Origin of the sequence: Levilactobacillus enshiensis (genome assembly GCF_007115095.1) — a bacterium.
GTDB classification, from domain to species: Bacteria; Bacillota; Bacilli; order Lactobacillales; family Lactobacillaceae; genus Levilactobacillus; species Levilactobacillus enshiensis.
In genome coordinates this window covers 488,997-514,141 of the sequence record NZ_SULH01000001.1, presented here as the reverse complement: position 1 = coordinate 514,141, position 25,145 = coordinate 488,997, and the positions used below count along the sequence as shown (strand labels likewise).

Genomic DNA, 25,145 nt, shown 5'->3' with positions numbered 1-25,145 from the left:
CCATCTACTGTTGATTGTAAATATCTTCGAACGCCCGACTAAATTTTTGTGGTGAATACTGCTGCACAGCGCGTACGCGTGAGGCAGCCCCCATCTTAGTGCGTAAGCCTTCGTTAGCGACTAATTCTTGAATGCACCGCCGCAAGTCGTCCTCGTCCACGGGCGTAGCGAGTAACCCGTTCAGGCCATCCCGAACCATTTCGATCACCCCGCCGTGCCGGAAACCCACGACTGGCTTGCCCGTCGCCATTGCTTCCAAGACCACTGTCGGCAACGGATCGGGGTTCGTACTCGGGAGAACAAAGACATCGAACAGCTGATACACCTGGGGCAGATCGTCTCTAAACGCTTTGAGGCGAATCTGATCAGCTACCTGGCTGTGCGCAATCGCCGCTGCTAAGTCCCGTTGGCGCTGTTCCTCGCCAGCAAAAACACTCCCGATAAAGATGAGCTTTAGTCGCGGATTCGCCAGCAATAATGGCAGCATTGCCCGCAATAAGACCATTTGGCCCTTCCAAGCGTTGATTCGGCCGATCATGCCGATCACGATGTCATCATCGGTCAGTTGGAACTCCGCCTTTAAACTCGCGGCGACTGGCATTGGCTTGAACTTTTCCGTATCGACACCGTTATACACGACCCGAACTTTTCGGGGGGCCACCAGCTTGGAGCTTACCAGGTGGGTCTGCACCTCCTTGGAGACCGCCATAATCTGATCAGCAAACCGACCAGCCAGAAAGGCCGTCGCTAGGAACACGACTCGGGGACGCGTAATGATCTCATGGACGTGCCAGACCAATTTCGCTCGCAGGCGCCTTTTGAGCGTGATGCCTTCCAAGACGGCGAGCGTGTTCGCATGAATAATTGCCACATCCTCCTGTTTGACCAACTCGACAATTTGCCGGCAGCTCCGCCGATATTGCTTCAAGTAATGGAACAAGCCCCGCACATTGAAGTATTTCCGCCGTAAGATTGGGTAGGCGATGACGTGAACCGCCACGTGCTGCTTGCGTAACTCAGCGACCAATGGCCCCTCAGTGGGTAACACCACAATCGGCTTGAACTTCTGGGGGTTCAACGTACTTACCAGATTCAATAGGATTCGATCGGCACCATAGAGCTCCGCACCGGCGTGGAGAAATAGGATTGTTTTCATGATTTCTCCCCCAGAAAGATAGCTTCGTACGTGCTGACGATATCGTCCCAGTTGTAGGCTTGCGTGATCCTGTGCTTGGCCAAGACACCATAGTCCTGCCGCTGCTGTTCATCCCACGTGTCAACCTCATTGATCAGTTGCGCTAGCGACCCCTGGTCCTTGGTCCAGTATCTCGCGGCTGCTTTGCCGACCTCATGATTAAAGCCCACGTCTAACAACAGGTTTAATGACGTTGACGCCAAGGCCTCCAGCAACGAGGGATTGGTGCCCCCCACCTCATGCCCGTGGAGATAAGCGAACGCATTCTCGCGAATCACTTTTAGTAACGCCTGATTATAGACCGTTCCCACAAATTGGATGCGGCTGTCCTGACTAAAATGTGTCTCTTGCTCCAAGTCATCGTAAAATTTATTGTGTTCGACGTTGGTGACAATGACCAACTTCCGCCGAGTCTGACTGCGCATGAACTCCGTGATCATCGTTTTATAATTGTTTTCCGGGACAAATCGTCCCACAATCAGGTAATACTCATTCAGCGCAACCTGGCGGTGATCAAACCAGGCTTGCTGGTCCGCCGTGATGGCCCCTTTCTCACTGGCTACGGTCGCGCCGTACGGGACAAAACACGTCCGCAAGTGGTCGCTCTCATAGTTCTGATGAATATACTTTTCGATATTGACACTGTCACAGATGACCAGGTCGACCTGGCGCACCATCATCTTTTCGGATAGCTTCCAGTAGTGCCGCACGGGCTTACTCCACTTTGCCCGTAGCCACTCGTGACCGTCCGGATTGAGATAGCAGGCGACCCCGAGTTGATGTAGCTTGCGCAGATAGGGGGCCAAAAAGGGGCCAATTCTACAGGCCAGAATGTACACCACCGCTGACTGCACGTTATTTTCCTTGACGTGGTTGATCACCCATTTCAAGGCCTTCAAATCATAGACGATGGCTTTCCCCGGGCCGACATTCGGGACGGGCACATTAAAACAAGTAGCGTCATGATACGCAAACGTCCCGGCCTCATCGCTTAAACAAGCAACGTAATACTGTAAAGCTGACGACTTTTTCAGACCCGTCAAATTTTCAACAAACGTTTCAAACCCACCATAATTAGCGGGAATCCCTTTTGAACCAATGATATATACGTTCTTCACTTCCAACGCCCCCCACAGCATTATTAGCTAGGACACAGACAACAAACGGATTGTAGGCAATATCCAGCAAATGATGATCAATGATACTTGAGATACAGACAATGACTAAAACCAGTGGTAACAGATAGGCTTGGTGTGCCACGTTGAAGCGGATGGCATGACTCATGCCAAACAGGTAGAGCCCTAGAAAAACGATACCAAAGCTCAGCAACACCTTGATATACGAGGAATCAATGAAAAAGTACGCCAAGTTGGTCCCCGTAGTGGTCAGTCCAGTCGGAAAGGTCAGTCCCCCACTTCCCTGCTGAAACACGTACTGGCCGAACCACCGCAAGGGATATTCGTAAAGGGCCAAATGCCCCATCGCTAAGCGGTGCGTAAAGAAGTCATCAATCTTGACCAAAATGCCATTCGTGGGCGTAAATAACCAGGATGCCCCGATTGACAGCGCGGCCATCAGCACTGGAAACAGATATAGCCACCGATCAAACTTCTTCATCTGTTGATTCGACAATCGCCGGTAATCCATCGCCGCTAATAGAATTAAGATCAACAAGGCCGTATCTAACTTGGCTCTGGTCAACAGAAACACCAGTGCCGCTAACACGACTGGAATGAAGAACTCTAGCTTGCGTAGCTGCCGTCCCCGAATGTAGACATACGCTAGGCAGAGATAGAAAATATGGGCGGCAAAGTCCGTGCTGTACAAGAAACCAAACGCATACCGCACACTCCCGTTCACCTGGTAGTGATAGTTATCGATAACACCGACCAAGGCACTGCCAATCGTAACGGCGATTAAGGCAAGGGCCGTCCAGAAATAGATTTCAACGATGATCCTGGACCGGCAGTTAAGACTGCTCAGCAGAAACAACATCAGCACCACGATCGACGTATCACCGGAGTTCTGGTAGATCAGTACCGCCAGTAGCAGGCCCCCAAAGAGGAGCAACACTTGCCGCTCGTCATATCTATTAGTCAAAATACGGACAACGAATATTGCCAAACAGAGATACTTGGCCAAACTAAACACGGCATTCGGTACCACGGCGGAGAAGAGCGTCGTTTGCAAAAAGGTATACACCAGGTACAACACTGTCCCCAGGTAATAGATACCCAGTGACAGTCGCGCCATGCGCTGCGGATGTTTCAAATGACTAGACATCCAACTCCCCCTTTCCGCGCCTCCTCATCAGTAACCGTAACCCTTGGCCAATTGCCAATCCCGACAGAAGCGAGATTAGCAGCGCATAAACCGGATTCGCCCCCTGCTGCTTGACAGTCGCACGCGGATCGATTCGCAGATCTTTGGTCGGTAAGTACGTGCCAAGCGTGTAATACATGCTCGCGGTGACCTGCTTTCCCATGGCCGTCGCTAACTCGGGATCGCGCGCCGTTGCCGCAATCACCATCGCATTGCCGTGAACCACCGGTTTGGTCGTCACACTGGCAACTAATTGTGCTTGACTGACCGCAATGTTGTAATCCTTTTTCAGCGCAATCTGTGCCGAGCGAATCACCGTTGGGTTCTTTAATATCGTCTGATATACCGGGATCGACAGGGAATCCCACTGCCGATCCCCCCGACTTTGAACCTGAATGCGACTCACAAAAACGGTCTGCTCGTTACCAATGAAAATGCTGGCAAACGCTAGACACACGATGATTGGGAACAGGAAGAGTGGCCAGTCCTTGCGCATGTTTTTAAAAAACGTGTATAAATTTTCCAACCAACTTCCTCCTAATCCGCGCCGAGCTTGATGACGCTAAATTTTTGAAAAGCAAACTGACCAGTTAGCTGAATCGGCGGCGTTTTCGTCAAAATCTTTGACTGCATAAATGCACCATTGTACGCCAGGTCGCCCGATTCATCGTAATAGTATGAGCTATAGACGATGCCCCGGACCTTCCCCGCCTCATCCAAAGCAAAGGTCGGTGCGTAATAAAAACTTCCCTTGACTGGAACAATTTTACGGACCAACCGATACTTCCCCGTGATCGTCTTGGACTTCTTAATGTAAACGACCCCGGAGTCCTGCTCACTGTAAGTCAGGTAGTACCCCGTCCGCCCCTGATATAAGCTGGCAGAGGTGCTTGGCCCAGTGACACCGCGAATTCGTTTTGCCTGAGTCAGTTTGGGCTGACCAGTCGTCTCGTTAAATGGTGCCACGAAACTTGCCAGTTCCTTTCGCTTGGGCACCGTCGCCATGAATATCATGTCGGTCTTCTTGCCAACGTGCACTAGCGATGGCGCAATCACATTGTGAAACTTAGGCGAAGGGGTCGTTGCAATCACGTCCCAATTACTGAGATCCGTGGACCGTAAGACCCCACCGGTGTAGGCAATGAACCAGAACTCCCCTAGCTGAAATAGGGTCGGATCTTGAATGGCAACGTCCGGATAGTTGGTACTGAAGGTATGCCAGTCGTTCAGCCGATTGGCGTAGAGGACCCGCAACCGATTATCACTTTGTTCATAAGGCGTCGACTGAACGCCATTGAACGTATTGGTCGTGATATCCTGTGCGGAAACCCCGATGTACTTTGCTTTCAGCAACTTATCCAGTGAGGCCACGGTGTCGGGATGATAGATCACTTGCTGTTGCGAGGTGCCATATGTGTATTTGAACTGATAGTGCGTCCGGTTAAGCGTGTACCCCGGAACCTTAGCAGCGGTCAAGTTGTACACTGCATTCGGCCGCCCAATCGTCTTTAACGGTGCCGTGACCGGCGTGCCATTTTCATCCACAAAATTAATCACAAGGGTACTACTCGACTTCCAGTAACTGACCAGTCCAATCACGAGCAGAATGGCGGTCGCAATCAAGCCATTACGGATGCGGTTTTGTCGTTTAGAACTCATCTCACTGACCCCCACTTCTCACAGCATGCCAATCACCGCCGACGGTTTTTCAAAAAGTAAATCCCATCCTGCAGAATATCTGGTCGCAAGAGCGCCAAGGCACCAAAATAGATGCCAATTCCTAACATTACCTGCAAGACGAGACTCATCACCGACACGCGCATGGTCAAGTTCAATGCAAGCACCGGAACAAACATGGCCACCGCGGCGACCAGAAATTTCCAGCCATCCGCGAACAGATCCCGGTAGCTAACCCGGTCACGAATCACAAACAGTTGATAGGCCGTGACGATCACTTCCGAAATCACCGTCGAAATCGTCGCCCCTTTGACCCCCAAAGTCATAATCAAGGGCACGTTGATCACAATATTCGCCAAGGCGCCGTAGGTAACGGAGGCGGTATAATCCCTAACCCGCTTCAACGGCATCAGGTACTGCAACCCAATGACATTGCTCCACCCAATCAGTAGGGCCACCGGCGCTTCAATGACGATCAACTGACCAACAATGCTGAACTTAGGGCCATAGTAAAGGGGCACGAGCGTACCGGCCACCGCCGCTAGGCCAAACATCAACGGCAAGGCCAACAGACTTGAAAAGCTAAATGATTTATACAACAGGCGGTTTAGCTGCCGCTGACTCCCTTGGGCTGCCAAGTGTGACATGTGTGGTAGCATCACCGTCCCCGTGGCTGTAATCACCGCCAAAATCATCTTGACCAACTTATCCGCATAGTCGTAATAGCCCGCTGCCGTCACGGAGTCGAACTGCCCCAACATGGTGCGGTTCAACTGCAGGTAGACCTGCGTCGCAATCTGGGGAATAAATAACACGATGGTCGGCCGCAGATGACGCCAGACACCCGCAAAATTAATCTGGGGTTTCCCGACAACGGTGTGTAGATACGGCCAAAGTGTCAGATTCCCCAGAACCTGCGCAGCCCCCAAAATCATGATGTAAATGCCCACGTCGGCTTGAGTCTTGACCAACGTAAAGATTGCGATCAACGAGCCGACCTTGACCAACGAGTTCCGCAGAACGGTCTTTTTAAAATCCTCCATCCCCATGAATAACCATGAGATGTCGAAGATGCCGGCAATGATCCACAGTGACTGGAGCAAGAAATAGCTTTTATACTGGGTTTGAAACACCACAAAGATTAAAAACAAGCCGTACGCAACCACGACCGTGATCACTTGTAACAACTCAATTTCCCAAAAAGTCCGTGTTCGTTGTTCGAAATCATCGCGGTGATACGCAATTTCGCGGTTACCATAGACCGTTATGCCTAACGTTCCCAATAACAGAAAATAGGTGATGATGGAATTCGTATACGAATTGATCCCGACACCCGTAGGCCCCAGAACCCGTGCGATATAAGGCACCGTAATAAAGGGCACTATCAGTGTCAGTAATTGATATCCCGCGTTATACATATAATTGCGAACAACATTCATGCCATTAAACTCCAATCGACTTCATGTATCAGCAACTTATTTGCTTCAAGTCACCATTAACATAATATTTCCCGTTAAGAATGACTACTATCTGCTGTTGCATTGTTCAAATTACTAAGTTACTAAGGGGTGGCCGTTAGCAAATAACTGTGCCGCCTTACCGTTCGTTAAATTTGAACCGAAACGTAACCATCAGGGCTGCACTTTGCCCCCCCACAACTCAATAGGCATCGTTCGGGCTGATAATGATACGAAATGTCTTGAGCAGGATCACAAAGTCGACCCAGATGCTGGCTTCTCGAATGTACTTTAAGTCCAAGGCAACCATGGTGTCGAAGCTAACGTTGTTCCGCCCGCTAATTTGCCATAAGCCAGTGCACCCTGGCACGACCGCTAACCGTTGCACATCGGTTAGGCCGTACTCCTTGACCTCTCGCGGCAACGGTGGCCGTGGCCCGACCAGTGACATGTCACCCAAGAGCACGTTCACCAACTGGGGCAGTTCATCCAAACTGTGCTTGCGAATAAACTTGCCTACCCGTGTGATTCGTGGGTCCTCTTTCATCTTGAACATGGCACCATCGACGTCGTTATACTTCAACAACGTTTTCAACTTTTCATCCGCATCCGTAACCATTGACCGAAACTTAAACATTTTAAAGCGGCGGCCGTCCTTGCCAATTCTGGTCTGAGAATAGAACACACCCCCGTGCGGATCATCAACCTTAATCGCTATGGCAATGATTAAGAAAATTGGCCATAGCACTGCTAAGGCAATGACACTCATTATCAGATCAAAGATCCGTTTGCAGATATGATAGACCCGCTTTTTTTGGACGCCATCTGTATCAGCTGTCACTTCGGAGATCCTCCTCCCCCAAACTTTCATCACTTTAATTCCCTTTCTGCCATGACCAGCGCGGCATGAATGACCTGGTGCATATCAAAGTACCGATACTGTCCCAGTCGACCGCCAAAAATAACGTTTTTTTCATCCTTAGCCAAAGCGGCGTAAGCCTTGTAAAGCTGGTTATTCTGAGCGTTGTTGACGGGATAGTACGGTTCATCCCCACGTTTCCAAGTCTGCGGATACTCACGGGTGATAATGGTCTTGCCCGCATTGCCCTTACCAAATTCAAAATGCTTGTGCTCTATAATTCTGGTAAATGGGGTTGCCGCATCCGTATAGTTCACCACGGCGTTTCCCTGGTAGTTGTCAATAGCCAGCTCTTCCGTTTCAAACCTCAGCGACCGGTACGCCAGCTCCCCCAGCTGGTAGTCAAAATATTGGTCAATCATGCCGCTGAAAATGACCTTGGGGAAATCCCGCAGATAGTGCGCCTTGTTGGCAAAGAAATCCACCCCGGTCTCAACGTCGATCAGGTCGCTAGCGAGCATCTTTTCCACGATTTGGGTGTAGCCACCGATGGGAATGCCCTGATAGGTGTCATTAAAATAATTGTTATCAAAGGTGTAGCGGACGGGTAACCGGCGAATGATGAACGCTGGCAAGTCCTTAGCCGGCTGGCCCCACTGTTTCTCCGTGTACCCTTTGATCAATTTTTCATAGATATCCGTCCCCACCAATGAGATGGCCTGTTCTTCCAAGTTTCTGGGTGCTCCTGCCAAGTTCAAGGCGGCCCGCTGCCGCGCAATCTCTTGCTGTGCTTCGGCGGGCGTCCGCACTCCCCACAGCTCGCTAAAGGTATTCATATTAAAGGGCAGGTTGTACAGCTTGCCCTGGTAATTGGCCATTGGACTGTTCGTATACCGGTTGAACGTCGCAAATTGATTCACATAATCCCAGATTGCTTTATCGGAAGTATGAAAAATATGGGCCCCATACTGGTGAACCTGGATGCCGTCAATTTCCTCGGTATAGATGTTTCCAGCAACGTGTTCTCTCTTTTCAATTACCTTGACTCGCTTCTGATGTAACGCCGCTTCGCGAGCAAAGACTGCGCCGAAGAGGCCAGCCCCCACAACCAAATAATCATACTTAGTCAACGTCACTTAATCCCCCTAACTACACGGCCAAACGCGCCCAAAAAATGCATTCGGCAATTTCCGCCAATTAACAAGCTACTGGTCTTTTTAGCCTAAAACCGAGTATAAAGTGCTCGTCGCTAAACCGAATCACAGATACCCTATAAATGGTGCATACGTTAGTTAACCGTAATTACAAATTTTATATTTAGGATAACTTTTGTGGCTCTTTGTCAGTACATCTCGAATTTCGCTCCATCATTATACTATGGCTTGGTGGGTATAATTAAGACGTTTTTGTTACACTTTTTATTATATGTGTAGGCCATAAATCACTGATGGCATTATTCTTTCAGGTGCACAAAAAGCCTGCCCCAACACTATCTGTGTTGAGGCAGGCTTTTGGACCTTCATTTTCTAGTAGCCCGTATGCTGACCACTATTATTAGTATTGTTATCACTTGTCGTTTTTGACTCACTGCTACTGGCTGCACCATCATTGCCCGTATCCATCTGGGCGATCGTCCCCGTGGTGGCCTGACTCAACCCCAACGCCTTGCGAATGTAGTTTGTCACGCGCTGAAGTTCGGCCTTAGACGCCACCTCCATGCTCTGACTGTTGATGGTCGCGCTACTCCCCTGAAGATGGGTCGTGCTGATGTTCTTGGTCTGCGTTGCCTTGCGGTAGTTCGTCGCTAGCGCCGTTAAGTCGTCGAACGTCAAATCAGTTTGCGTCTGCGTCGTCAGTGAATTAACGAAGTCCTCGTTGAGTAATGACGAAATGGACCCCGATTTATTCAACAGGGCCATAATGACCTTCCGTTGTCGTGTTTGTCGACCGTAGTCGCCCTTGGGATCATCGTCACGCATTCTGGCGTAGGCCAAGGCCTTCTTCCCGTTCATGTGGGTCTTCACACCCTTCTTGAACGTGTAACCGCCATAGCTAAAGCTCAGCGTGGGCTTCACCGTCACGCCGCCGACCTCATCAATGATCTTTTCCATACCACCCATATTGATAATGGCGTAAAAGTCGATGGGGATGTTCAGCATCTTCTGAACGGTGGTAATCGCCGTCTTGGACTGCCCCCAAGCATACGCCGCATTGATTTTGGCCACACCATAGTCCGCAAAGCCCGGCACGTTGACCGCTGTATCCCGTGGAATACTGGTAATCGTGGTCTTATTAGTCTGCGGATTGATGGTCACGACCATCATACTATCCGTTCGTCCCTTGAAGTTGCGCCCCAAGGCCCCCGTATCCGTCCCCATGAGGAGAATCGAGACCGGCTTCTTCGCCTGGAGCACCGCACTGGCATTGCGCAGTTTCTGGGCGCCCGAAGCCTTATACGTTGTTTTGACCGTGTTCTTGATGCTCTGATATTTATTCATCCCATAAGCCGTCCCGCCTGCAATTAACGCCAGGAGTAAGACAATGATAATGTTGCGAATGGGATGACGCTTTTTATGCGGCCGTTGCCGCCGTTCCGTATCCATGATTGATAACCACCCTTTCAGTCCGTCCGCAAGACTACCGGGCGGTTGATGCTTTTAATTATTTCGGTCATGATTGACTTGACCATTATAGGAGCTGAGGCTTAACACTTCCTAATCGCCGGTGAAGCTTAAGAAAAACGTAGAAATCGTTGCTGAGCGGCCACCATTTGCTGACGTGGCAGCTAGCCGTCTGCATCACTACTTTACCCATTTTGTAATCAATACCCCACACTACCAATTTAAAAATAAAGCGTTACCGTCTCTGCAGTAACGCTTCGAGTGTGCACCTCTATTTGGTTTGCGGTTGCCGCGTCAAGAGGTCGACCAAATCCTTAGCCGGAATCTTGCCAAAGTAACTTGGCACGTCCAACGCATCAAAGACCGCTTGAACAGCAGCCGGGGTATAGGTCGTCCCCACCAATTTGGCCGTGACCTCTTCAATCGGCAGTTGGCCGAAGAAGTCGCCGTGAATCTGGATGGCTTGGATCTTTCCGTGATCGACATTTAAGTCGAACTCGACCGTCCCCGCTGGGAAATGCTGTCGCCGTGTCAAACGATAGGCTGGGTCGTTACCGTACCCGGCTGTGCTTGTAGCCGTAAGTCGTGTAGACGATAAGCCCCAACACGACCCACACACCAAAGGCCTCCCAAGTGAACGGCTGCAGTTGCGTCATCAGGTACACACACGCCAAGAACGAAATAATTGGCAGGAAGGGATACCATGGCACTTGAAATGAGGTGTCGAGATTCTTGAACCGCTCGTCATGCCGGAGGAAAACGATCCCCAGGGACACCATCGCAAACGCTGATAGTGTCCCAATATTGACCAATTCCGCAATCTTATCAATGGGAATTACCGCCGCAAAGAGACTGGCGATGACACCGAAAATCCAGGTATTGGCGACGGGCACGTGGGTCTTCGGATTTAATTTCATCAGTGGCTTAGGCAACAAGCCATCCCGACTAATCGCAAACAACAGCCGCGTGCCCCCATAGGACATCACAATCAGCACCGTGGTCATCCCCACGATGGCACCCAGTGAAATCACGCCGGACGCCCAGTTCTGGTGAATCAGGGTCAGGGCTAAGGCCACCGGATCAGCAACGCTGAGCTTGGTGTAGTGGACTACACCTACCAGCACCGCCGACAAGCTAATGTAGAGCACGGCCGCAACCAAAAGTGAACTGATAATCCCGATTGGCATATTACGCTTGGGATTTTTAACTTCCTCGCTCGCCGTAGAGACGGCATCAAACCCGATGTAGGCGTAGAAAGCCACCGCGGCTCCCTTGAAGATGCCTTGCGTCCCAAATGGCAAGAACGGATTGTAATTTTCCGGCTTCACGTAAAAGACGGCAATCCCAATAAATAGCAAAATCACTAAAATCTTAACAATGACCATAATGTTGTTGATCCGGGCCGATTCCCGAATTCCCTTGGATAAGAGCCAAGCAACGATCATTGTAATCGCGAGGGCCACAATGTCGATACCGCCCCCCCTGACGCCTGCCGTTCCCGCTGCTGCTTGAAGGAAGGAAGGTAATTTAATGCCAAAGCCCGCTAATAGGTTTTGAAAATATGATGACCAACTCACGGCCACCGACGAGACAGCAAAGAGGTATTCCGAAATCAGCGCCCAGCCCAGAATCCAGGCGGCAAATTCGCCGAAGACGGCGTACACGTAGGTATAGGCACTTCCCGCTAACGGAATCGTTGACGAGAACTCCGAGTAACACAGCGCGGCCATCGCACAGACGACTACGGCGATCAGGTACGACAGCATCACGCTGGGCCCCGTATAGTTGGCGGCAATCAGTCCGGGCGTGATGAAGATCCCGGAACCAACGATAGCGCCGATTCCCATAGTCGTCAGGCTAAACGCCGTTAAGGTCTTCTCCAACCCCGTTTTCTTATAGAGATCCGTTTGCACCTGTTTTTTGATAAATAGTTGATGTGGTCGTCCCAAGCTGACTCCTCCTTTGTGGTGTGTTAAATTCACTGACGCTACTGCCATCCCTTAATGATGACGGCACTTGACTGCTAAGCCATTTGCCCGCCCGCTACCAACTCTAGGTAGCACTTGCAGACAACGTTAGCATTAATTAGAATTCGATTAGACTAATTATCATATTTTAGTTATTTTAAGGGTAAATGTCAAGAAAAAGATTGCTTGAAAGCGTATACTGCCGGGATTTTCGTGGTATTTTCTCTCCCGACACTTGCCGCAACCATTTAACTGGTGACCGTGCCAAACGGAATCATATTAGTAGTCCCGCCCCGACCACCTATGATACGATTAGCGAAAACCTGAAAGAAGTTGAGTCCGCATGAAGTTAGGTGTGATTTTAGAGAGTAAGGATCCCGAAATGGTCTGGAATGCGCTGCGCTTTGGTGTCGCTGCCCGGCAGCAGGGCCACGCCGTCCACGTCTTTCTGATGGGCGCTGGTGTGGAAATTGCGACCGTCGGCAATGCCCGCTACGATGTGGCCGACCAATTAGCTAAATTTGAAGCGGCCGGTGGGACAGTTCTCGCCTGTGGGACCTGCCTCAAGAATCGGCAACTGACCAGCACCGCTGCCTGTCCCGCTGGCACCGTGACCGACTGTGTCGACCTGGTCGTCTGGGCAGACAAGACCGTAACTTTTTAAAAAAAGTTGAATGACCGTTAAATCCGGTTCCCATCTGAATTTTCGCGGTCATTTTTGAAACGGATTCTCGCCGATTTTTAATTTTGTTATTTACATCTGACCAAAACGTGCTAGGATTAAGCCCATAAGATAAAAAACGGAGGAAAGAGGAGTACGTCAAGCCGGCCTGCCAGTGAGTTGGGAGTTAGTGCAAACCCAATCAGTGTTCGCCTTGACCGAAAAACACTTTCTTAGTTGCTACCTGAAATGACGTTGTCAGAGTAGGCGTGGCCGTTAACCGGTACGTTACCATCGGTGGAGTATGTTAGTACTCTATTTTTGAGCTGGTCTATACTGCAGATAGACAACTTGGGTGGTACCGCGAGAGTTTCTCGTCCCTTGATTTTCGGGATGAGAGACTCTTTTTATTTTATCTAATACACAACCCAAAGGAGATCATGACCATGCATTTAATTATTCCAAAGGATTACGATCCAAAATTAACCGTTAAAGAAACGCAAGCTGCCATTCGCTACATTCGCGAAACCTTCCAGGAAGAATTCGGGAAGCAACTGAACCTCTCGCGGCTATCTGCACCGATGTTCGTGGAAAAGTCGACGGGGCTTAACGACAACCTGAACGGCGTAGAAAAGCCCGTTTCATTTACCATGGCCGACATGGGCGACGAAACGATTGAAATCGTCCACTCCCTGGCCAAGTGGAAGCGGGTGGCGTTGAAGCGTTACGGATTTAACATGCACGAAGGCCTTTACACCAACATGAACGCCATTCGGAAAGACGAAGATCTCGACAACTATCACTCCGCCTACGTTGACCAATGGGACTGGGAAAAGGTCATCGGCAAGGACGAACGGACTGTCGACACCTTAAAGGCCACTGTGCGGACCATCTTCAAGGTCATCAAGCACATGGAACACGAAGTCTGGTACAAGTTCCCCCAAGCTGTTCACCACTTACCTGATGAGATTCACTTTGTGACCACGCAAGAACTCGAAGACATGTACCCGACCATGACGCCTAAGGAACGGGAAAACGCCATTACGAAGAAACTCGGCTGTGTCTTCCTGATGAAGATCGGTGGCGCGCTGAAGAGTGGCAAGCGTCATGACGGCCGGGCCCCTGACTACGACGACTGGTCATTGAACGGTGACATTCTGTTCTGGTATGAACCTCTGAACCAGTCAATGGAAATCTCCAGCATGGGGATTCGGGTCGACGCCGACTCGATGTTGAAACAGTTGAAGATTGCCCACGCTGAAGACCGGCTGAACCTGCCCTACCACAAAATGGTCATGAACGAAGAAGTCCCGTTCACAATCGGTGGTGGGATCGGCCAGTCCCGGCTGTGCATGCTGTTGCTAGGCAAAGCGCACGTCGGCGAAGTTCAAGCTGCGCTATGGCCTCAAGAAATGATCGATAAGTGTGAAGCGGGGAACATTCACCTGCTGTAACCCAACTATCATTTTAGTGATGCGTAAGTTTGCATGGCGTACCCCACCATTACTCATTAAACGCTGTATTATAGAAGAAAGTGCGCCTCACCAGACCGACATTCACCGGTCTAGTGAGACGCACTCTTTAGTTGATTGATTAACCCTTACTGCATCGGCTCACTTGCTTAGATAACTTAGAACCAACGGAATCATGACCCCCAACACGGCCGCAATTTCGGCCAGTCGATCAACGTCGATCGACGACTCTTGATGCGACTTTTGATGCATCCGACTCACCTCGCTTCTGGTTGTCGAGAACAATGACCATGCCGCCGCGAAATGTGTGCCGGTCGATTGGGGACGGCCTGGTCGAAAAACTGACTGAGTTTATTTTCAAACGCCGCCTCTTTGCTCGGTAGCTGCCGGTGAATTTTGGCGGTGCGCACCAACTGTTGATAGCCCTTTACACCTAGCGCAGCAATTTCTCGGTCACGGTCGTGGATCACCTTTTCCGTGACGCTCAGGGCGTTCTGGCGGCCATACTGAAAGCAGCGATTCTCAGGCCAAAAATACAGTCGCCGATCGCGGTCCGTACGGATGTCATATCCCACGCGATGCCGCGACTTTTTCCCAATACCATGGTCGCTGACCCGAATCTCTTTCAAGATGTCATTGTCTAAGTGCAGGTATAGGCTACTCGTCTTATGGCGGGTCACGTTGACTTGGATTCCCGCATGCCGTAGACGGGCAATAATCGCCTGAATCAGGTGGTCGGTCGTGGCATCACGCGTCATTGGTCCTCATCCCCCTTAGTCTGTCACTGGTTTATCTTTAGGATAACGCAGTGCCGCGTGGATGAGGTAACTAAGGACTTGGCTACGGGAAAACTTAAGGTCTTACGAATTTATTTATGGCGGTGGTCACCAACAACGGTCAGTTCACTACATGTTCGCGAAAATACGTCGTCACCACATCTAAGTCCAAGGCAGCTCCCCGCGGTGCCTGTCGCCATGGCTCATCTCGCCGGACGCGCCACATCAATTGCACGGCCGACAGATCTCCTAGATTTTGCCAGACGCCCTCCAAAATGGACGTAAATGGGTCGCAGGTCGCCAACGCATCATAATCGGCCAACGTGCGTTCAGTTAACTGGCCAACAATGCCGCGTCCCACTGGATACTGAGTGGTCAGTCGCGCAAACTCCACGCCGTGTTTGCCCGCAATCATCTTGTCCGTAAACGCACTCACCCCGTACACGGCCAGACAGGTGCCTTGCACGTAGTAAAGTAGTTGCGCGGCTCGCGCACGGTTCAACTCGTCGGCTTCTTGAGCAATCATCTGTTGATGACTCTTAACGCGTAACCAATTGGTAATTCTGAACAGGTCATCATTCATTGCGTTTTCCCCCGCTTAGTAGCTATTTAGTCCAACTATACCCAACCGGTCAGCCAGAGACAATGCTAACCGTACTGACCCCGTTAGTGGTTAAACGTGTGGACAGCCAACCCCTGTACCTCGTTTTAGCTCACGGTAAGTCGGGTGCCATTTAAAGATAAGTGGTTTCAGCGAAATTTGGGGCGGTAATTCTATCCGGTAAACGTTGCCTGAACTCGCGCTTGAGAGAATCATCCCCGATATCTCACAACATTTTAGCCACAATAAAAGCGCCCACCAACCGGCAAGCGCCATTTTTCACCTATTTTTTCAACGATTCATCCAATGATTCTACGCTCTTGATTGGTCCAACCACCGTCAACACGTCATGTAACTGGACCATTGCGGACGGTTGCGGCGAGATGTTGATCTTACCGTCATGCTGAATGGCAATCACTGTCAAATCGAAGCGTTGCCGCAGGTTTAATGCAATCAGGTCTTGGTTCACGAAATTCGGGTCCGTAATCACCACTTCGGCCAACGTATATTCATCACTGAGATCGATAAAGTTCAGAATGTGGTTGGACAGTAGCTTACGCACGATGCTGTGGCCCATGTCCCGTTCGGGGAAGGTCACCTGATCAGCCCCCACGCGTTTCAGCACTCGCCCGTGATCGGCGGTTTCGGCCTTAGCGATTACTTTTTTTGCACCCAGCTCCTTGGTCAACATGGTGGTCAAAATGCTGGCTTCCATGTTGTTCCCAATGCCGACGATGACGTAATCAAAGGTGTCAATGTTCAGTCCCCGCAAAACGTCCTCATCACGGGTATCCGCAATCAACGTCTGCGTGGCAATGTCCATCATTTCGTTGACCGGCTCCTCCTTAACATCAACTGCTAGGACATCTTGATGGGACGCTGCCAACGTTTGCACCACACTTTGACCAAACCGACCGAGGCCGAGAACCGCAAAACTCTTCTTCATTTTCACATACTCCTTAACCGATTAAGATATTTTCTTCAGGGTACCGAATCTGGTTGACCTTGGTCTGCCGCTTGGATAGCGAGTATAACGACGTAAAGATGCCGACTCGGCCGATAAACATCAGTAAGATAATGACCAGCTTACCGATCAGTGTTAAATGTGGCGTAAGCCCCAGACTCAAGCCCACCGTTCCAAACGCCGACAGCACCTCAAAGACAATGTATTCGAGCCCAAACCCCTTGGGGATGTGTTCCGTTTGCGTCAAGATTAACGTGGCCATGACGATCACGATGCTCGCCAGAAAGACCAGCAGGAGTGCCCGGCTAATGTTTGATTGGCTGAACCGCCGCCGACTGAACTCCACGTCTTTTTTCCCGCGCAACTGGGCAATGCTCTGGAGCATCAACACACCAAACGTGGTGGTCTTGATCCCCCCAGCAGTGGACCCCGGCGTCCCCCCGACAAACATCAGAATCATCAATAAGAAGATACTGCCGGCCTGTAGATCATTGGTGGGTAACGTGATTAGTCCCGCCGTTCGTGGCGTCACGCTGAGAAAGAGCGTGTTGATCGTCCGGTTGAACCACGACGTTCCCTTAGGCAGCAAGGAGAGGTCCTTTTCCGTAATCAGCAGCAGGATAAAACCAGCTACGAATAACGTTCCGGTCGTGACCAGCGTCAATTTGGAGTTCAGACTCAACCGGTGACGCTCATGGTACAGCAACAAATCGCGCCAAACCAGGAATCCCAAGCCCCCACCGATAATGAGGATAATGGTAACCACCAGCAAGTAGCTGTCATCACGAAAGCTCATTAGACTGTCACCAAAGACGTCAAACCCGGCGTTACAAAAGGACATGACGGAGTGGTAAAGGGACACGTAGAGCCCCCGTTTCCACCCGAAACGACCGACAAAGTCGAAGGCAAGGAGAATGACCCCACCAACTTGAAACAGCGCAGAGAGCCCGACAACGTATTTCATCACACTCTTCGTGTCGCTCAGATTTTCCAGATTGAGTGACTCTTTCACCATTAATTGTGTCGAGAGGTTCAGGTTTCGCCGGATGATGTTAAACAGCAACACGGCAAACGTCATGTAACCCAGCGCGCCGACCTCTGAGAGAACCAAAATCACGACCTGACCAAAAAAAGACCAGTGCTGCGCGGTATTGACCACCGTGAGGCCGGTAATACAGGTCGCGGACGCCGCGGTAAACACGGTGTCGATAAACGATGTCCCCTGCGCCCCCCGCGTAGCCGCGGGTAAGCTCAAGAAGATCGTTCCTAACGTAATCAGGAAGATAAACCCCCAGACCATTTTTTTAGATAACGTGTCAAATAACTTAGATTGCTTAATTTTCTCCATGATTTTCCTATCCTGTCAAAGACTTCCCATTCAGCTTAAGACAAAGCGCGGGGGAAAACAATACCCACTTTGCACAAAGGACAGAGCGGTGAGAAGGAAATGAGAAAACGCTCCATAAAGATGCCCATTGCTATCCCCAACAGCTAACAGAGCGTTGCCGACCTGTTCTTCGCTTCTGACCAACATGCTGTCGTCAGTATTTTAAACCCAAACAAAAAATCCCCACCAAAATTGGTGAGGATTTCCAAATCGAAAATATCGAAATATTAACGCTTTGAGAATTGTGAAGCTTTACGGGCCTTCTTGAGACCTGGCTTCTTACGTTCCTTCATCCGGGCGTCACGGGTCAAAAGACCTGCACGCTTCAGCGGACCACGGAAGTCTGGGTCTACTTCGAGCAATGCCCGAGCGATCCCATGACGAGTTGCGCCGGCTTGGCCGGAGAAACCGCCACCATGGACAGTAACTAATGCATCGTAGTTACCGAGAGTTTCCGTAACGTTGAATGGTTGTAAGACGACTTCACGAATACTTGCAAATGGAATGTAGTCTTCGATTGCCTTCTTGTTCATAACAATTTTACCTGAGCCGGGTACTAAACGTACACGAGCAGAGGAGTTTTTACGACGGCCAGTGCCGCGATATTGAACTTGTGCCAATTTGGTTTCCTCCTTAGATTAGGTTAGTAATGTCTAATACTTCTGGCTTTTGTGCTTCGTGCTTGTGGTCTGCACCAGCGTACACGTGAAGCTTCAATGCCATTTGGTGACCTAAGGAGTTCTTAGGGAGCATACCTTGTACAGAAGTTTCGATCAACTTTTCTGGGTTTTGATCCCGGAAGTTACCAGCAGTCCGTGACTTCAAGCCACCGGCGAAACCGGTATGGTGGTAATAAATCTTGTCGGTTGCCTTACGGCCGGTTAAACCAACCTTAGCAGCGTTGATGACGATTACGTTGTCACCAGTGTCCACGTTAGGCGTGAACGTTGGCTTGTTCTTACCGCGTAATACGGAAGCAACGACTGAAGCAAGACGACCTAAGCTAACATCAGTTGCGTCCACGATGTACCATTTGCGGTCAACATCGTTTGGTTTTGCAATATAAGTTGTACGCACGTTAAATTCCTCCATAAATCTGTGTTTGTCTGACACCAAGTAAACTTTCCGGGGCTTATCGTGGGGCAAACAATACCAACAACCATAATACAAAGTTTTCTCCATAAAGTCAATGATTGTTTGTCCCCCTAACGAAATTTACCGCTGATGTTGGGGCAATTTCGTCGGGTGTTCCGGGTCTTCTCCCTGATAATAGACGTGCTTGAGATATAAGCCCGCCGCCGGAACCGTTCTTCTGGCCTGCCGTCGATCCTTGACCTGATACAATCGTAAAATATCGTGCACCGGTCGGGTCCCAGCGCCAATTTCGACCAGCACGCCGACCATGATTCGCACCTGATTGTACATAAAGCCATTCCCGTAAAATTCAAAGACCAACTCGTGGTTCGCCTCGTCAATGTGGCACGTGGCTTCATAGATGGTCCGCACGAACGTCCGCGTTTGCGCGCCGGATGCCACAAAACTGGTAAAGTCGTGTTCCCCCACTAAATCCTGCAGGGCCGCGTTGATCTTTGTCAAATCAACGGGAAACTTCCAGTGACCGGTATAGTTACGTTTGAACGGATTGCGGAACTCGCCCATATCCATCCGGTAGAGGTAGCGTTTCCCAGACACGTCATACCGCGCGTGAAAGTCAGCCGCAACCTCCTCGACCTTCAAGACCTCCATATCCATCGGTAACATGCTGTTTAAGCCCTTACGCATGTTCTCCGCGGGAATCAGGAAGGGAAAGTCGAAGTGGGCCACCTGCGCTAACGCGTGGACCCCTGCGTCGGTCCGTCCCGAACCGTAGATGACGATGGCCGGTGTTGGGTTCTTCGCCATTTTATTGACGATTTTTGTGAGAACACTCTCCACTGTCCGTTTATTGGGTTGGCGCTGGAAGCCGGCAAAGTCGGTTCCGTCGTACATAAAAGTTACCTTGTAACGTTGCATCTGCATCTCTCTCCTACCAGTGGCGACAAGCAAGTATCGCCGCAAATCCAATTAAAAATATTATCCAAGTGATCGTATCCCGTTTTTGCCAAGTTAAAATGCGGTACTGGCTCCGGTGTTCACTGTCCTGATAACCTCGCGCTTCCATGGCCGTTGAGAGGTCTTCCGCCCGGTTAAAAGCACTCATAAATAACGGTACCATCAGCGGAATCAGGGCTTTGGCTTGTTTCAATAAGCCCCCCTCACCGAAATCCACGCCCCGTGCACGCTGGGCGTTCATGATCTTCGTGGCCTCATCCATCAGCGTGGGCACGAATCGTAACGCAATCGACAGCATCATCGCTAACGTATCTACTGGCACGTGTACCCACCGCAGCGGCTTCATCAATGAAGCCAATCCGGTCGCAATATCCAGGGGCTGCGTCGATAGCGTCAACAGCGTTGAAAACATAATGATCAGCAGGAACCGAATGAAAATGAACCCCGCATTGACCAGTCCGAACTGCGTAATGTTGATAAATGCCCAGTGAAAGTACGTGTGCCCGCCGGCCGGACTAAACAGCAGCTGTAAGACTACCGTAAAGACGATCAGCCACAGCAACGGACGAATCCCTTTGAGAAAGAAACCCAGACTGATTTTCGACGCCAGAATGGCACCAATCGTAAAGGCAATCAAGATTGCATAACTCACTAAGTTATTCGCCAAAAAGACTAGAACGATGTAACAGAAGCTCAGCATGAGTTTGGCCCGTGGGTCTAACCGGTGGACCACCGAATTCAGTGGGAGGTACCGACCAAAAATAAAACTAGACATCAGCGGACCCCCTCTGTGGCCAGCGCGCTACCAATTGGTCGGCCAACTGATCGGCGGTCAACGGTAACTGCCCCCATTGCATGCCCTTGGCCGCAAGTGCTTGCGCAAATCGTGCGGCACGGGGCACATCTAGTTGATTAGCCTGCAACCAGTCGGGGTCTTGAAAGACCTCCTGGGGCGTGCCAAATTTAACCAGCTGACCTTGGCGCATGACGGCAACCTGCTCAGCATACTGGGCCACGTCCTCCATTTGGTGGGTGACCAACACGATGGTCAGCCCCTGCTCACGATGCAGGCGTTCAAAGAGTGTCATCATTTCTTCGCGGCCGCGCGGATCCAGCCCGGCGGTCGGTTCATCGAGGACTAAAACTTGAGGACGCATCGCCAATACCCCAGCAATGGCGACCCGGCGCATTTGGCCCCCGGACAGCTCGAATGGTGACCGGTCGGCATAACTGCTGTCGAGGCCCACGGTTGCCAACATGTCATCGGCCAATTGGGTAGCCTCGGCTTCACTCATGCCAAAGTTCTGCGGCCCAAACGCAATGTCCTTACGGATGGTCTCCTCAAACAATTGACTCTCTGGGAACTGGAAGACCATGCCAACGTGTTGCCGCAATGGTTTGAGATCGGCATTAGTGGTCTTGGGCGTGATGGTGAAGTCATCGACGTGAACGTTGCCGGTGGTTGGCTTCAGTAGCGCGTTTAGTTCCTGAATCAGCGTTGATTTACCACTTCCCGTATGGCCGATGATGGCCAGGTAGCCATGGTCGGGGACGGTAAAGGAAACATCGGTCAAGGCCGTGTTCGCCATGGGCGTTCCCGCTTGATACGTATAACTTACGTGTTCGAAAGAGATTGCCACAACCATGCCTCCATTTCCGCAGTTGTCAGATAGCCGTCCGGTGGTGTGATCCCCCGTTGCCGTAAAGCAGCCTGTAATTTTGAAGTAAAGGGTAAATCCAAGCCAAGTTGCGTGAGGCGCTCACCTTGCGCAAAAATAGTGGCGGGGTCCGCTTCCTCAACCAGACGACCATCATCGATCACCAACACCCGGTCGGCATTGGCTGCCTCATCGATGTCATGGGTAATGGAGATGACGGTCAGGTGCTGGTCAGTGCGCAATTGCCGCACCAGAGCGAGCATCTCCCGCCGTCCTTGGGGATCCAGCATACTAGTGGCTTCATCCAGAATCAGAATATCTGGTGCAATCGCCACGATACCGGCGAGCGCCACCCGTTGTTTCTGGCCACCAGAAAGGGAGCTGGGTTCGCGGTGCGCAAACTCAGTCATGCCGACCTCTTCAATGGCCGCTTGAACGCGTGGCAACATGTCGGCACGCGCAATCTGGCGGTTCTCCAGACCAAAGGCGACGTCATCTTCAACGGTGGCGCCCACGAATTGATTATCGGGGTTCTGGAAGATCATCCCGATTTTCTCCCGAACCTGCCAGACGGTCGCAGGGGTCAATGTAATCCCCCCCACCGTGATGGTTCCTTCGGTGAACGGCAAGAGACCGTCTAACGACTTCGCTAACGTCGACTTACCACTCCCGTTATGACCGACGATGGCCAACCACTCACCGGCCTGAACGGTGAAACTAACGTCATTTAACGCCGGGCGCTGATCGGCGTCCTGTTCACCGTTACGATAACGATACGATAGATGTGCAACTTCAATGATGTTTGCCATCAGCCGTCATCTCCTTACGCAAAATGTCACCGGTAATTATACCAAATATTCAAGCAAACCCGAAGTGTTCGGGAACAAATATATTCAGTTACCGCCCTCTGTGACTGCCAACGGTCACTCTGTGGTAGTCATCGTGTGCGCTAACGCCCCAGTGTGAAGGGGGTTAAGGCCGCGTTCCAGTAGGCTTAGTGATTCCCCGATCACATTTGAGTCTGATCGCCCATTACATCATAGTCTGAACCAAAAAATGGGTACAAAAAAATCACTAACAAACCAGCGGCGCTGAGGCGTTAGCCCCCATTCAAGCTAGACTCGGAAATTCCCCATCATCATAGCGCTCTATACCACATGGTTCTAGTGATTAATTTAATGCATATTTGTACCACGTTTAGGGACGTGATTACTCCCGAAAACTGTTAACCAAAGATTAGTCAACGAATTCCAAGATAGCCATAGCGGCACCATCACCGCGACGAGGCATCGTCTTTAAGATACGCGTGTAACCACCTTTACGGTCTGCGTACTTAGGTGCTAATTCGCTGAATACCTTTTGCAATGCGCTGGTAACAACGACATCGTCGCCGTCTTCCTTAACATCTGCAACTACGTTACGGATGAAAGCAGCAGCTTGCCGACGAGCATGTAAGTCGCCTTGCTTGCCCAAGGTAATCATTTGGTCAGCCGTCTTACGAACTTCCTTAGCGCGTGCTTCAGTCGTTTCGATGCGGCCGTTCAAAATTAAACTGGTAGTCAAATCGCGTAATAATGCACGACGTTGAGAACTAGTCCGTTGTAATTTACGGTAACTCATAACCAGAAACCCTCCTTTGAGTGTCTAAAATTAGTCTTCCTTCCGAAGTGATAACCCTAAGTCGCTTAACTTAGCCTTAACTTCTTCAAGGGACTTGCGACCCAAGTTACGAACCTTCATCATGTCTGCTTCGGTCTTATTAGTCAATTCTTGAACCGTGTTGATACCAGCACGCTTCAAACAGTTGTACGAACGGACGGACAAGTCGAGCTCTTCGATAGTCATCTCAAGCATCTTTTCCTTGTGAGTCTCTTCCTTTTCAACCATGATTTCCGCATTCTTAGCTTCGTCGGTCAAGTCGACAAACATAGCCAGATGTTCGGTCAAGATCTTAGCAGCCAGAGCAATGGCTTCGCTTGGATTAATTGAACCGTTTGTCCAAACATCCAGGGTCAATTTATCGTAGTCAGCCCGTTGGCCAACCCGTGCATTCTCTACTTGGTAGTTAACCCGTTCGATTGGGGTGTAAATGGAATCTACGGCTAAGACACCAATTGGCATATCCGTGTTGCGAGTCTTATTCTCGTCAGCAGAAACATAACCACGGCCCTTATCCGCTGTCATCCGCATGTGGAACGTTGCCCCATCCGCAACTGTAGCAATGTACAGATCTGGGTTCAACACATCGACGTCAGCGCCTGCGACAATGTCACCAGCGGTAACTTGAGCAGGACCCTTAACGTTGATCTCCATGGTTTCCTCTTGGTCGTCAGAACCGTTGAGCTTCAACGCAATCTTCTTAACATTTAAGATGATTTGCGTGACGTCTTCAACGACACCTTCGATAGTAGAGAATTCATGCAGAACCCCGTCGATTTGAATGCTGGTAACAGCTGCACCAGGTAATGAAGAAAGCAAGATCCGCCGTAAGGAATTCCCTAGCGTTGTCCCGTAACCACGTTCCAACGGTTCGACAATAAACTTACCGTAGTTGCTACTTTCATCAATTTTATGAATGTTAGGCTTTTCAAATTCAATCATTCTTATCGTTTACCCCTTTCAAACCGCGTTGAGCTCCTATAAGTCAATCCCATCATGAAGGTTGCCCTCATTAATGAAACGCTCACGTTAAACCCGACGGCGCTTTGGAGGACGAGTCCCATTATGAGGAACTGGGGTGACATCGCGAATAGCAGTAACTTCTACCCCAGTAGCTTGGATAGCACGGATAGCAGCTTCACGTCCTGAACCAGGACCCTTAACAGCAACTTCAACGGCTTTGATACCATGTTCCATTGAGGCTTTAGCAGCGGCTTCAGCGGCCATTTGAGCAGCAAATGGCGTTGACTTCCGACTACCCTTGAATCCTAAGGCACCAGCTGATGACCAAGCAATGGCGTTCCCTTGAACGTCAGTGATCATAACTAATGTGTTGTTAAACGTAGCATGAATGTGTGCAACACCGGCTTCAATATTCTTCTTGACCCGACGCTTGCGACTAGTTTTTCTAGTAGCCATAAAGTGTTAACCCTCCTTTACTTCTTCTTACCGGCAACGGAAACGGCTTTACCCTTCCGAGTGCGGGCATTGTTTTTGGTATGTTGACCGCGAACAGGCAAACCCCGACGGTGACGCATACCACGGTATGAACCGATTTCTTGCAAGTTCTTGATGTTCAGGCTAACTTCACGACGTAAGTCACCTTCAACCTTGTACTTGTCAACTTCGGCACGAATCTTGTCTTCTTGATCAGGTGTCATATCGCGAACCCGAACATCTTCTGAGACTCCAGCATCCGCAACAATCTTATGTGCGGTGTTGATACCAATACCAAAAATGTAAGTCAAACCGTAAGCGATTTTCTTATCACGTGGTAAATCCACTCCAGCAATACGTGGCATTTAATTGCACCTCCT

General features: G+C 50.3%; 27 protein-coding genes. 2 read left to right on the top strand and 25 right to left on the bottom strand.

Annotated elements, in window-relative coordinates; genetic code table 11:
* Positions 1 to 4 precede the first annotated feature (4 nt).
* The 11 genes from FAY32_RS02425 to FAY32_RS02375 all read right to left on the bottom strand — a co-directional run bounded on the left by FAY32_RS02425 (position 5) and on the right by FAY32_RS02375 (position 12,080).
* The gene (locus FAY32_RS02425; protein WP_143461867.1) at positions 5 to 1,156 is read right to left on the bottom strand and encodes a glycosyltransferase family 4 protein; all 1,152 of its coding nucleotides are present in this window, start codon (positions 1,154 to 1,156) and stop codon (positions 5 to 7) included.
* The gene (gene cps2T / locus FAY32_RS02420; RefSeq protein ID WP_191988127.1) at positions 1,153 to 2,334 is read right to left on the bottom strand and encodes a beta 1-4 rhamnosyltransferase Cps2T; all 1,182 of its coding nucleotides are present in this window, start codon (positions 2,332 to 2,334) and stop codon (positions 1,153 to 1,155) included. The genes FAY32_RS02425 and cps2T overlap by 4 nt, the downstream gene beginning before the upstream one ends.
* The gene (locus tag FAY32_RS02415) at positions 2,270 to 3,478 is read right to left on the bottom strand and encodes a hypothetical protein (protein ID WP_143461865.1); all 1,209 of its coding nucleotides are present in this window, start codon (positions 3,476 to 3,478) and stop codon (positions 2,270 to 2,272) included. The genes cps2T and FAY32_RS02415 overlap by 65 nt, the downstream gene beginning before the upstream one ends.
* Positions 3,471 to 4,043 (bottom strand): YveK family protein, encoded by a 573-nt coding sequence (locus FAY32_RS02410; RefSeq protein WP_143461864.1) that lies wholly within the window; start codon positions 4,041 to 4,043, stop codon positions 3,471 to 3,473. Before FAY32_RS02410 ends, FAY32_RS02415 begins: the two co-directional genes overlap by 8 nt.
* Before the next feature lie 11 nt (positions 4,044 to 4,054).
* The gene (locus FAY32_RS02405; RefSeq protein WP_143461863.1) at positions 4,055 to 5,176 is read right to left on the bottom strand and encodes a MucBP domain-containing protein; all 1,122 of its coding nucleotides are present in this window, start codon (positions 5,174 to 5,176) and stop codon (positions 4,055 to 4,057) included.
* A 32-nt stretch (positions 5,177 to 5,208) separates the two neighbouring features.
* Positions 5,209 to 6,633: a flippase gene (locus tag FAY32_RS02400; protein WP_143461862.1), complete on the bottom strand. Its 1,425-nt coding sequence runs from the start codon at positions 6,631 to 6,633 to the stop codon at positions 5,209 to 5,211.
* A gap of 220 nt (positions 6,634 to 6,853) precedes the next feature.
* A complete protein-coding gene (locus FAY32_RS02395; RefSeq protein WP_143461906.1) occupies positions 6,854 to 7,522 on the bottom strand; it encodes a sugar transferase in 669 nt (222 codons plus the stop codon).
* Positions 7,522 to 8,640 (bottom strand): UDP-galactopyranose mutase, encoded by a 1,119-nt coding sequence (gene glf, locus FAY32_RS02390; protein ID WP_143461861.1) that lies wholly within the window; start codon positions 8,638 to 8,640, stop codon positions 7,522 to 7,524. The genes FAY32_RS02395 and glf overlap by 1 nt, the downstream gene beginning before the upstream one ends.
* 396 nt (positions 8,641 to 9,036) lie before the next feature.
* Entirely contained in the window at positions 9,037 to 10,113 is a 1,077-nt protein-coding gene (locus FAY32_RS02385; protein ID WP_143461860.1) for an LCP family protein, read from the bottom strand.
* A gap of 289 nt (positions 10,114 to 10,402) precedes the next feature.
* Entirely contained in the window at positions 10,403 to 10,666 is a 264-nt protein-coding gene (locus tag FAY32_RS02380) for a lipoate protein ligase C-terminal domain-containing protein (protein ID WP_263862537.1), read from the bottom strand.
* 16 nt (positions 10,667 to 10,682) lie between these two features.
* The gene (locus tag FAY32_RS02375; protein ID WP_143461858.1) at positions 10,683 to 12,080 is read right to left on the bottom strand and encodes an APC family permease; all 1,398 of its coding nucleotides are present in this window, start codon (positions 12,078 to 12,080) and stop codon (positions 10,683 to 10,685) included.
* Between the two features lie 361 nt (positions 12,081 to 12,441).
* Here FAY32_RS02375 and FAY32_RS02370 point away from each other — a divergent pair, with 361 nt between their 5' ends.
* Together FAY32_RS02370 and asnA are read left to right on the top strand one after the other, a co-directional pair.
* A complete protein-coding gene (locus FAY32_RS02370) occupies positions 12,442 to 12,762 on the top strand; it encodes a DsrE family protein (protein ID WP_143461857.1) in 321 nt (106 codons plus the stop codon).
* A 443-nt stretch (positions 12,763 to 13,205) separates the two neighbouring features.
* Complete coding sequence (asnA, locus tag FAY32_RS02365; RefSeq protein ID WP_143461856.1) at positions 13,206 to 14,213, top strand: aspartate--ammonia ligase; 1,008 nt, start codon at positions 13,206 to 13,208, stop codon at positions 14,211 to 14,213.
* A gap of 275 nt (positions 14,214 to 14,488) precedes the next feature.
* On the opposite strand, the gene FAY32_RS02360 is transcribed toward asnA, so the two are convergent.
* From FAY32_RS02360 to rpsM, 14 genes are all read right to left on the bottom strand, one after another.
* Positions 14,489 to 14,989, bottom strand: a complete 501-nt coding sequence (locus tag FAY32_RS02360; RefSeq protein ID WP_143461855.1) for a hypothetical protein — start codon at positions 14,987 to 14,989, stop codon at positions 14,489 to 14,491.
* A gap of 139 nt (positions 14,990 to 15,128) precedes the next feature.
* The gene (locus FAY32_RS02355) at positions 15,129 to 15,590 is read right to left on the bottom strand and encodes a Panacea domain-containing protein (protein WP_143461854.1); all 462 of its coding nucleotides are present in this window, start codon (positions 15,588 to 15,590) and stop codon (positions 15,129 to 15,131) included.
* A 301-nt stretch (positions 15,591 to 15,891) separates the two neighbouring features.
* The gene (locus FAY32_RS02350) at positions 15,892 to 16,554 is read right to left on the bottom strand and encodes a potassium channel family protein (protein ID WP_143461853.1); all 663 of its coding nucleotides are present in this window, start codon (positions 16,552 to 16,554) and stop codon (positions 15,892 to 15,894) included.
* Between the two features lie 13 nt (positions 16,555 to 16,567).
* A complete protein-coding gene (locus FAY32_RS02345) occupies positions 16,568 to 17,920 on the bottom strand; it encodes a TrkH family potassium uptake protein (protein ID WP_143461852.1) in 1,353 nt (450 codons plus the stop codon).
* Positions 17,921 to 18,186: 266 nt separating this feature from the next.
* Positions 18,187 to 18,579, bottom strand: a complete 393-nt coding sequence (gene rpsI, locus FAY32_RS02340; RefSeq protein ID WP_048735562.1) for a 30S ribosomal protein S9 — start codon at positions 18,577 to 18,579, stop codon at positions 18,187 to 18,189.
* A 13-nt stretch (positions 18,580 to 18,592) separates the two neighbouring features.
* A complete protein-coding gene (gene rplM / locus FAY32_RS02335) occupies positions 18,593 to 19,036 on the bottom strand; it encodes a 50S ribosomal protein L13 (protein WP_048735560.1) in 444 nt (147 codons plus the stop codon).
* A gap of 138 nt (positions 19,037 to 19,174) precedes the next feature.
* Positions 19,175 to 19,972 (bottom strand): tRNA pseudouridine(38-40) synthase TruA, encoded by a 798-nt coding sequence (gene truA / locus FAY32_RS02330; protein WP_143461850.1) that lies wholly within the window; start codon positions 19,970 to 19,972, stop codon positions 19,175 to 19,177.
* Between the two features lie 13 nt (positions 19,973 to 19,985).
* On the bottom strand, positions 19,986 to 20,786 hold the full coding sequence (locus FAY32_RS02325) for an energy-coupling factor transporter transmembrane component T family protein (protein WP_143461848.1): 801 nt from the start codon (positions 20,784 to 20,786) through the stop codon (positions 19,986 to 19,988).
* Entirely contained in the window at positions 20,779 to 21,651 is an 873-nt protein-coding gene (locus FAY32_RS02320; protein ID WP_143461846.1) for an energy-coupling factor ABC transporter ATP-binding protein, read from the bottom strand. Before FAY32_RS02320 ends, FAY32_RS02325 begins: the two co-directional genes overlap by 8 nt.
* Positions 21,627 to 22,481, bottom strand: coding sequence for an energy-coupling factor ABC transporter ATP-binding protein (locus tag FAY32_RS02315; RefSeq protein ID WP_143461844.1), 855 nt, complete (start codon positions 22,479 to 22,481; stop codon positions 21,627 to 21,629). The genes FAY32_RS02320 and FAY32_RS02315 overlap by 25 nt, the downstream gene beginning before the upstream one ends.
* Before the next feature lie 424 nt (positions 22,482 to 22,905).
* Positions 22,906 to 23,289, bottom strand: coding sequence for a 50S ribosomal protein L17 (rplQ, locus tag FAY32_RS02310; protein ID WP_125573697.1), 384 nt, complete (start codon positions 23,287 to 23,289; stop codon positions 22,906 to 22,908).
* Between the two features lie 30 nt (positions 23,290 to 23,319).
* Positions 23,320 to 24,270 carry a DNA-directed RNA polymerase subunit alpha gene (locus FAY32_RS02305; RefSeq protein WP_048735550.1) on the bottom strand — a complete coding sequence of 317 codons (951 nt, stop codon included), beginning with the start codon at positions 24,268 to 24,270 and terminating at the stop codon, positions 23,320 to 23,322.
* Positions 24,271 to 24,357: 87 nt separating this feature from the next.
* Complete coding sequence (gene rpsK, locus FAY32_RS02300) at positions 24,358 to 24,747, bottom strand: 30S ribosomal protein S11 (protein ID WP_048735547.1); 390 nt, start codon at positions 24,745 to 24,747, stop codon at positions 24,358 to 24,360.
* Between the two features lie 17 nt (positions 24,748 to 24,764).
* The gene (gene rpsM, locus FAY32_RS02295) at positions 24,765 to 25,130 is read right to left on the bottom strand and encodes a 30S ribosomal protein S13 (RefSeq protein ID WP_125765145.1); all 366 of its coding nucleotides are present in this window, start codon (positions 25,128 to 25,130) and stop codon (positions 24,765 to 24,767) included.
* Positions 25,131 to 25,145: the final 15 nt, after the last annotated feature.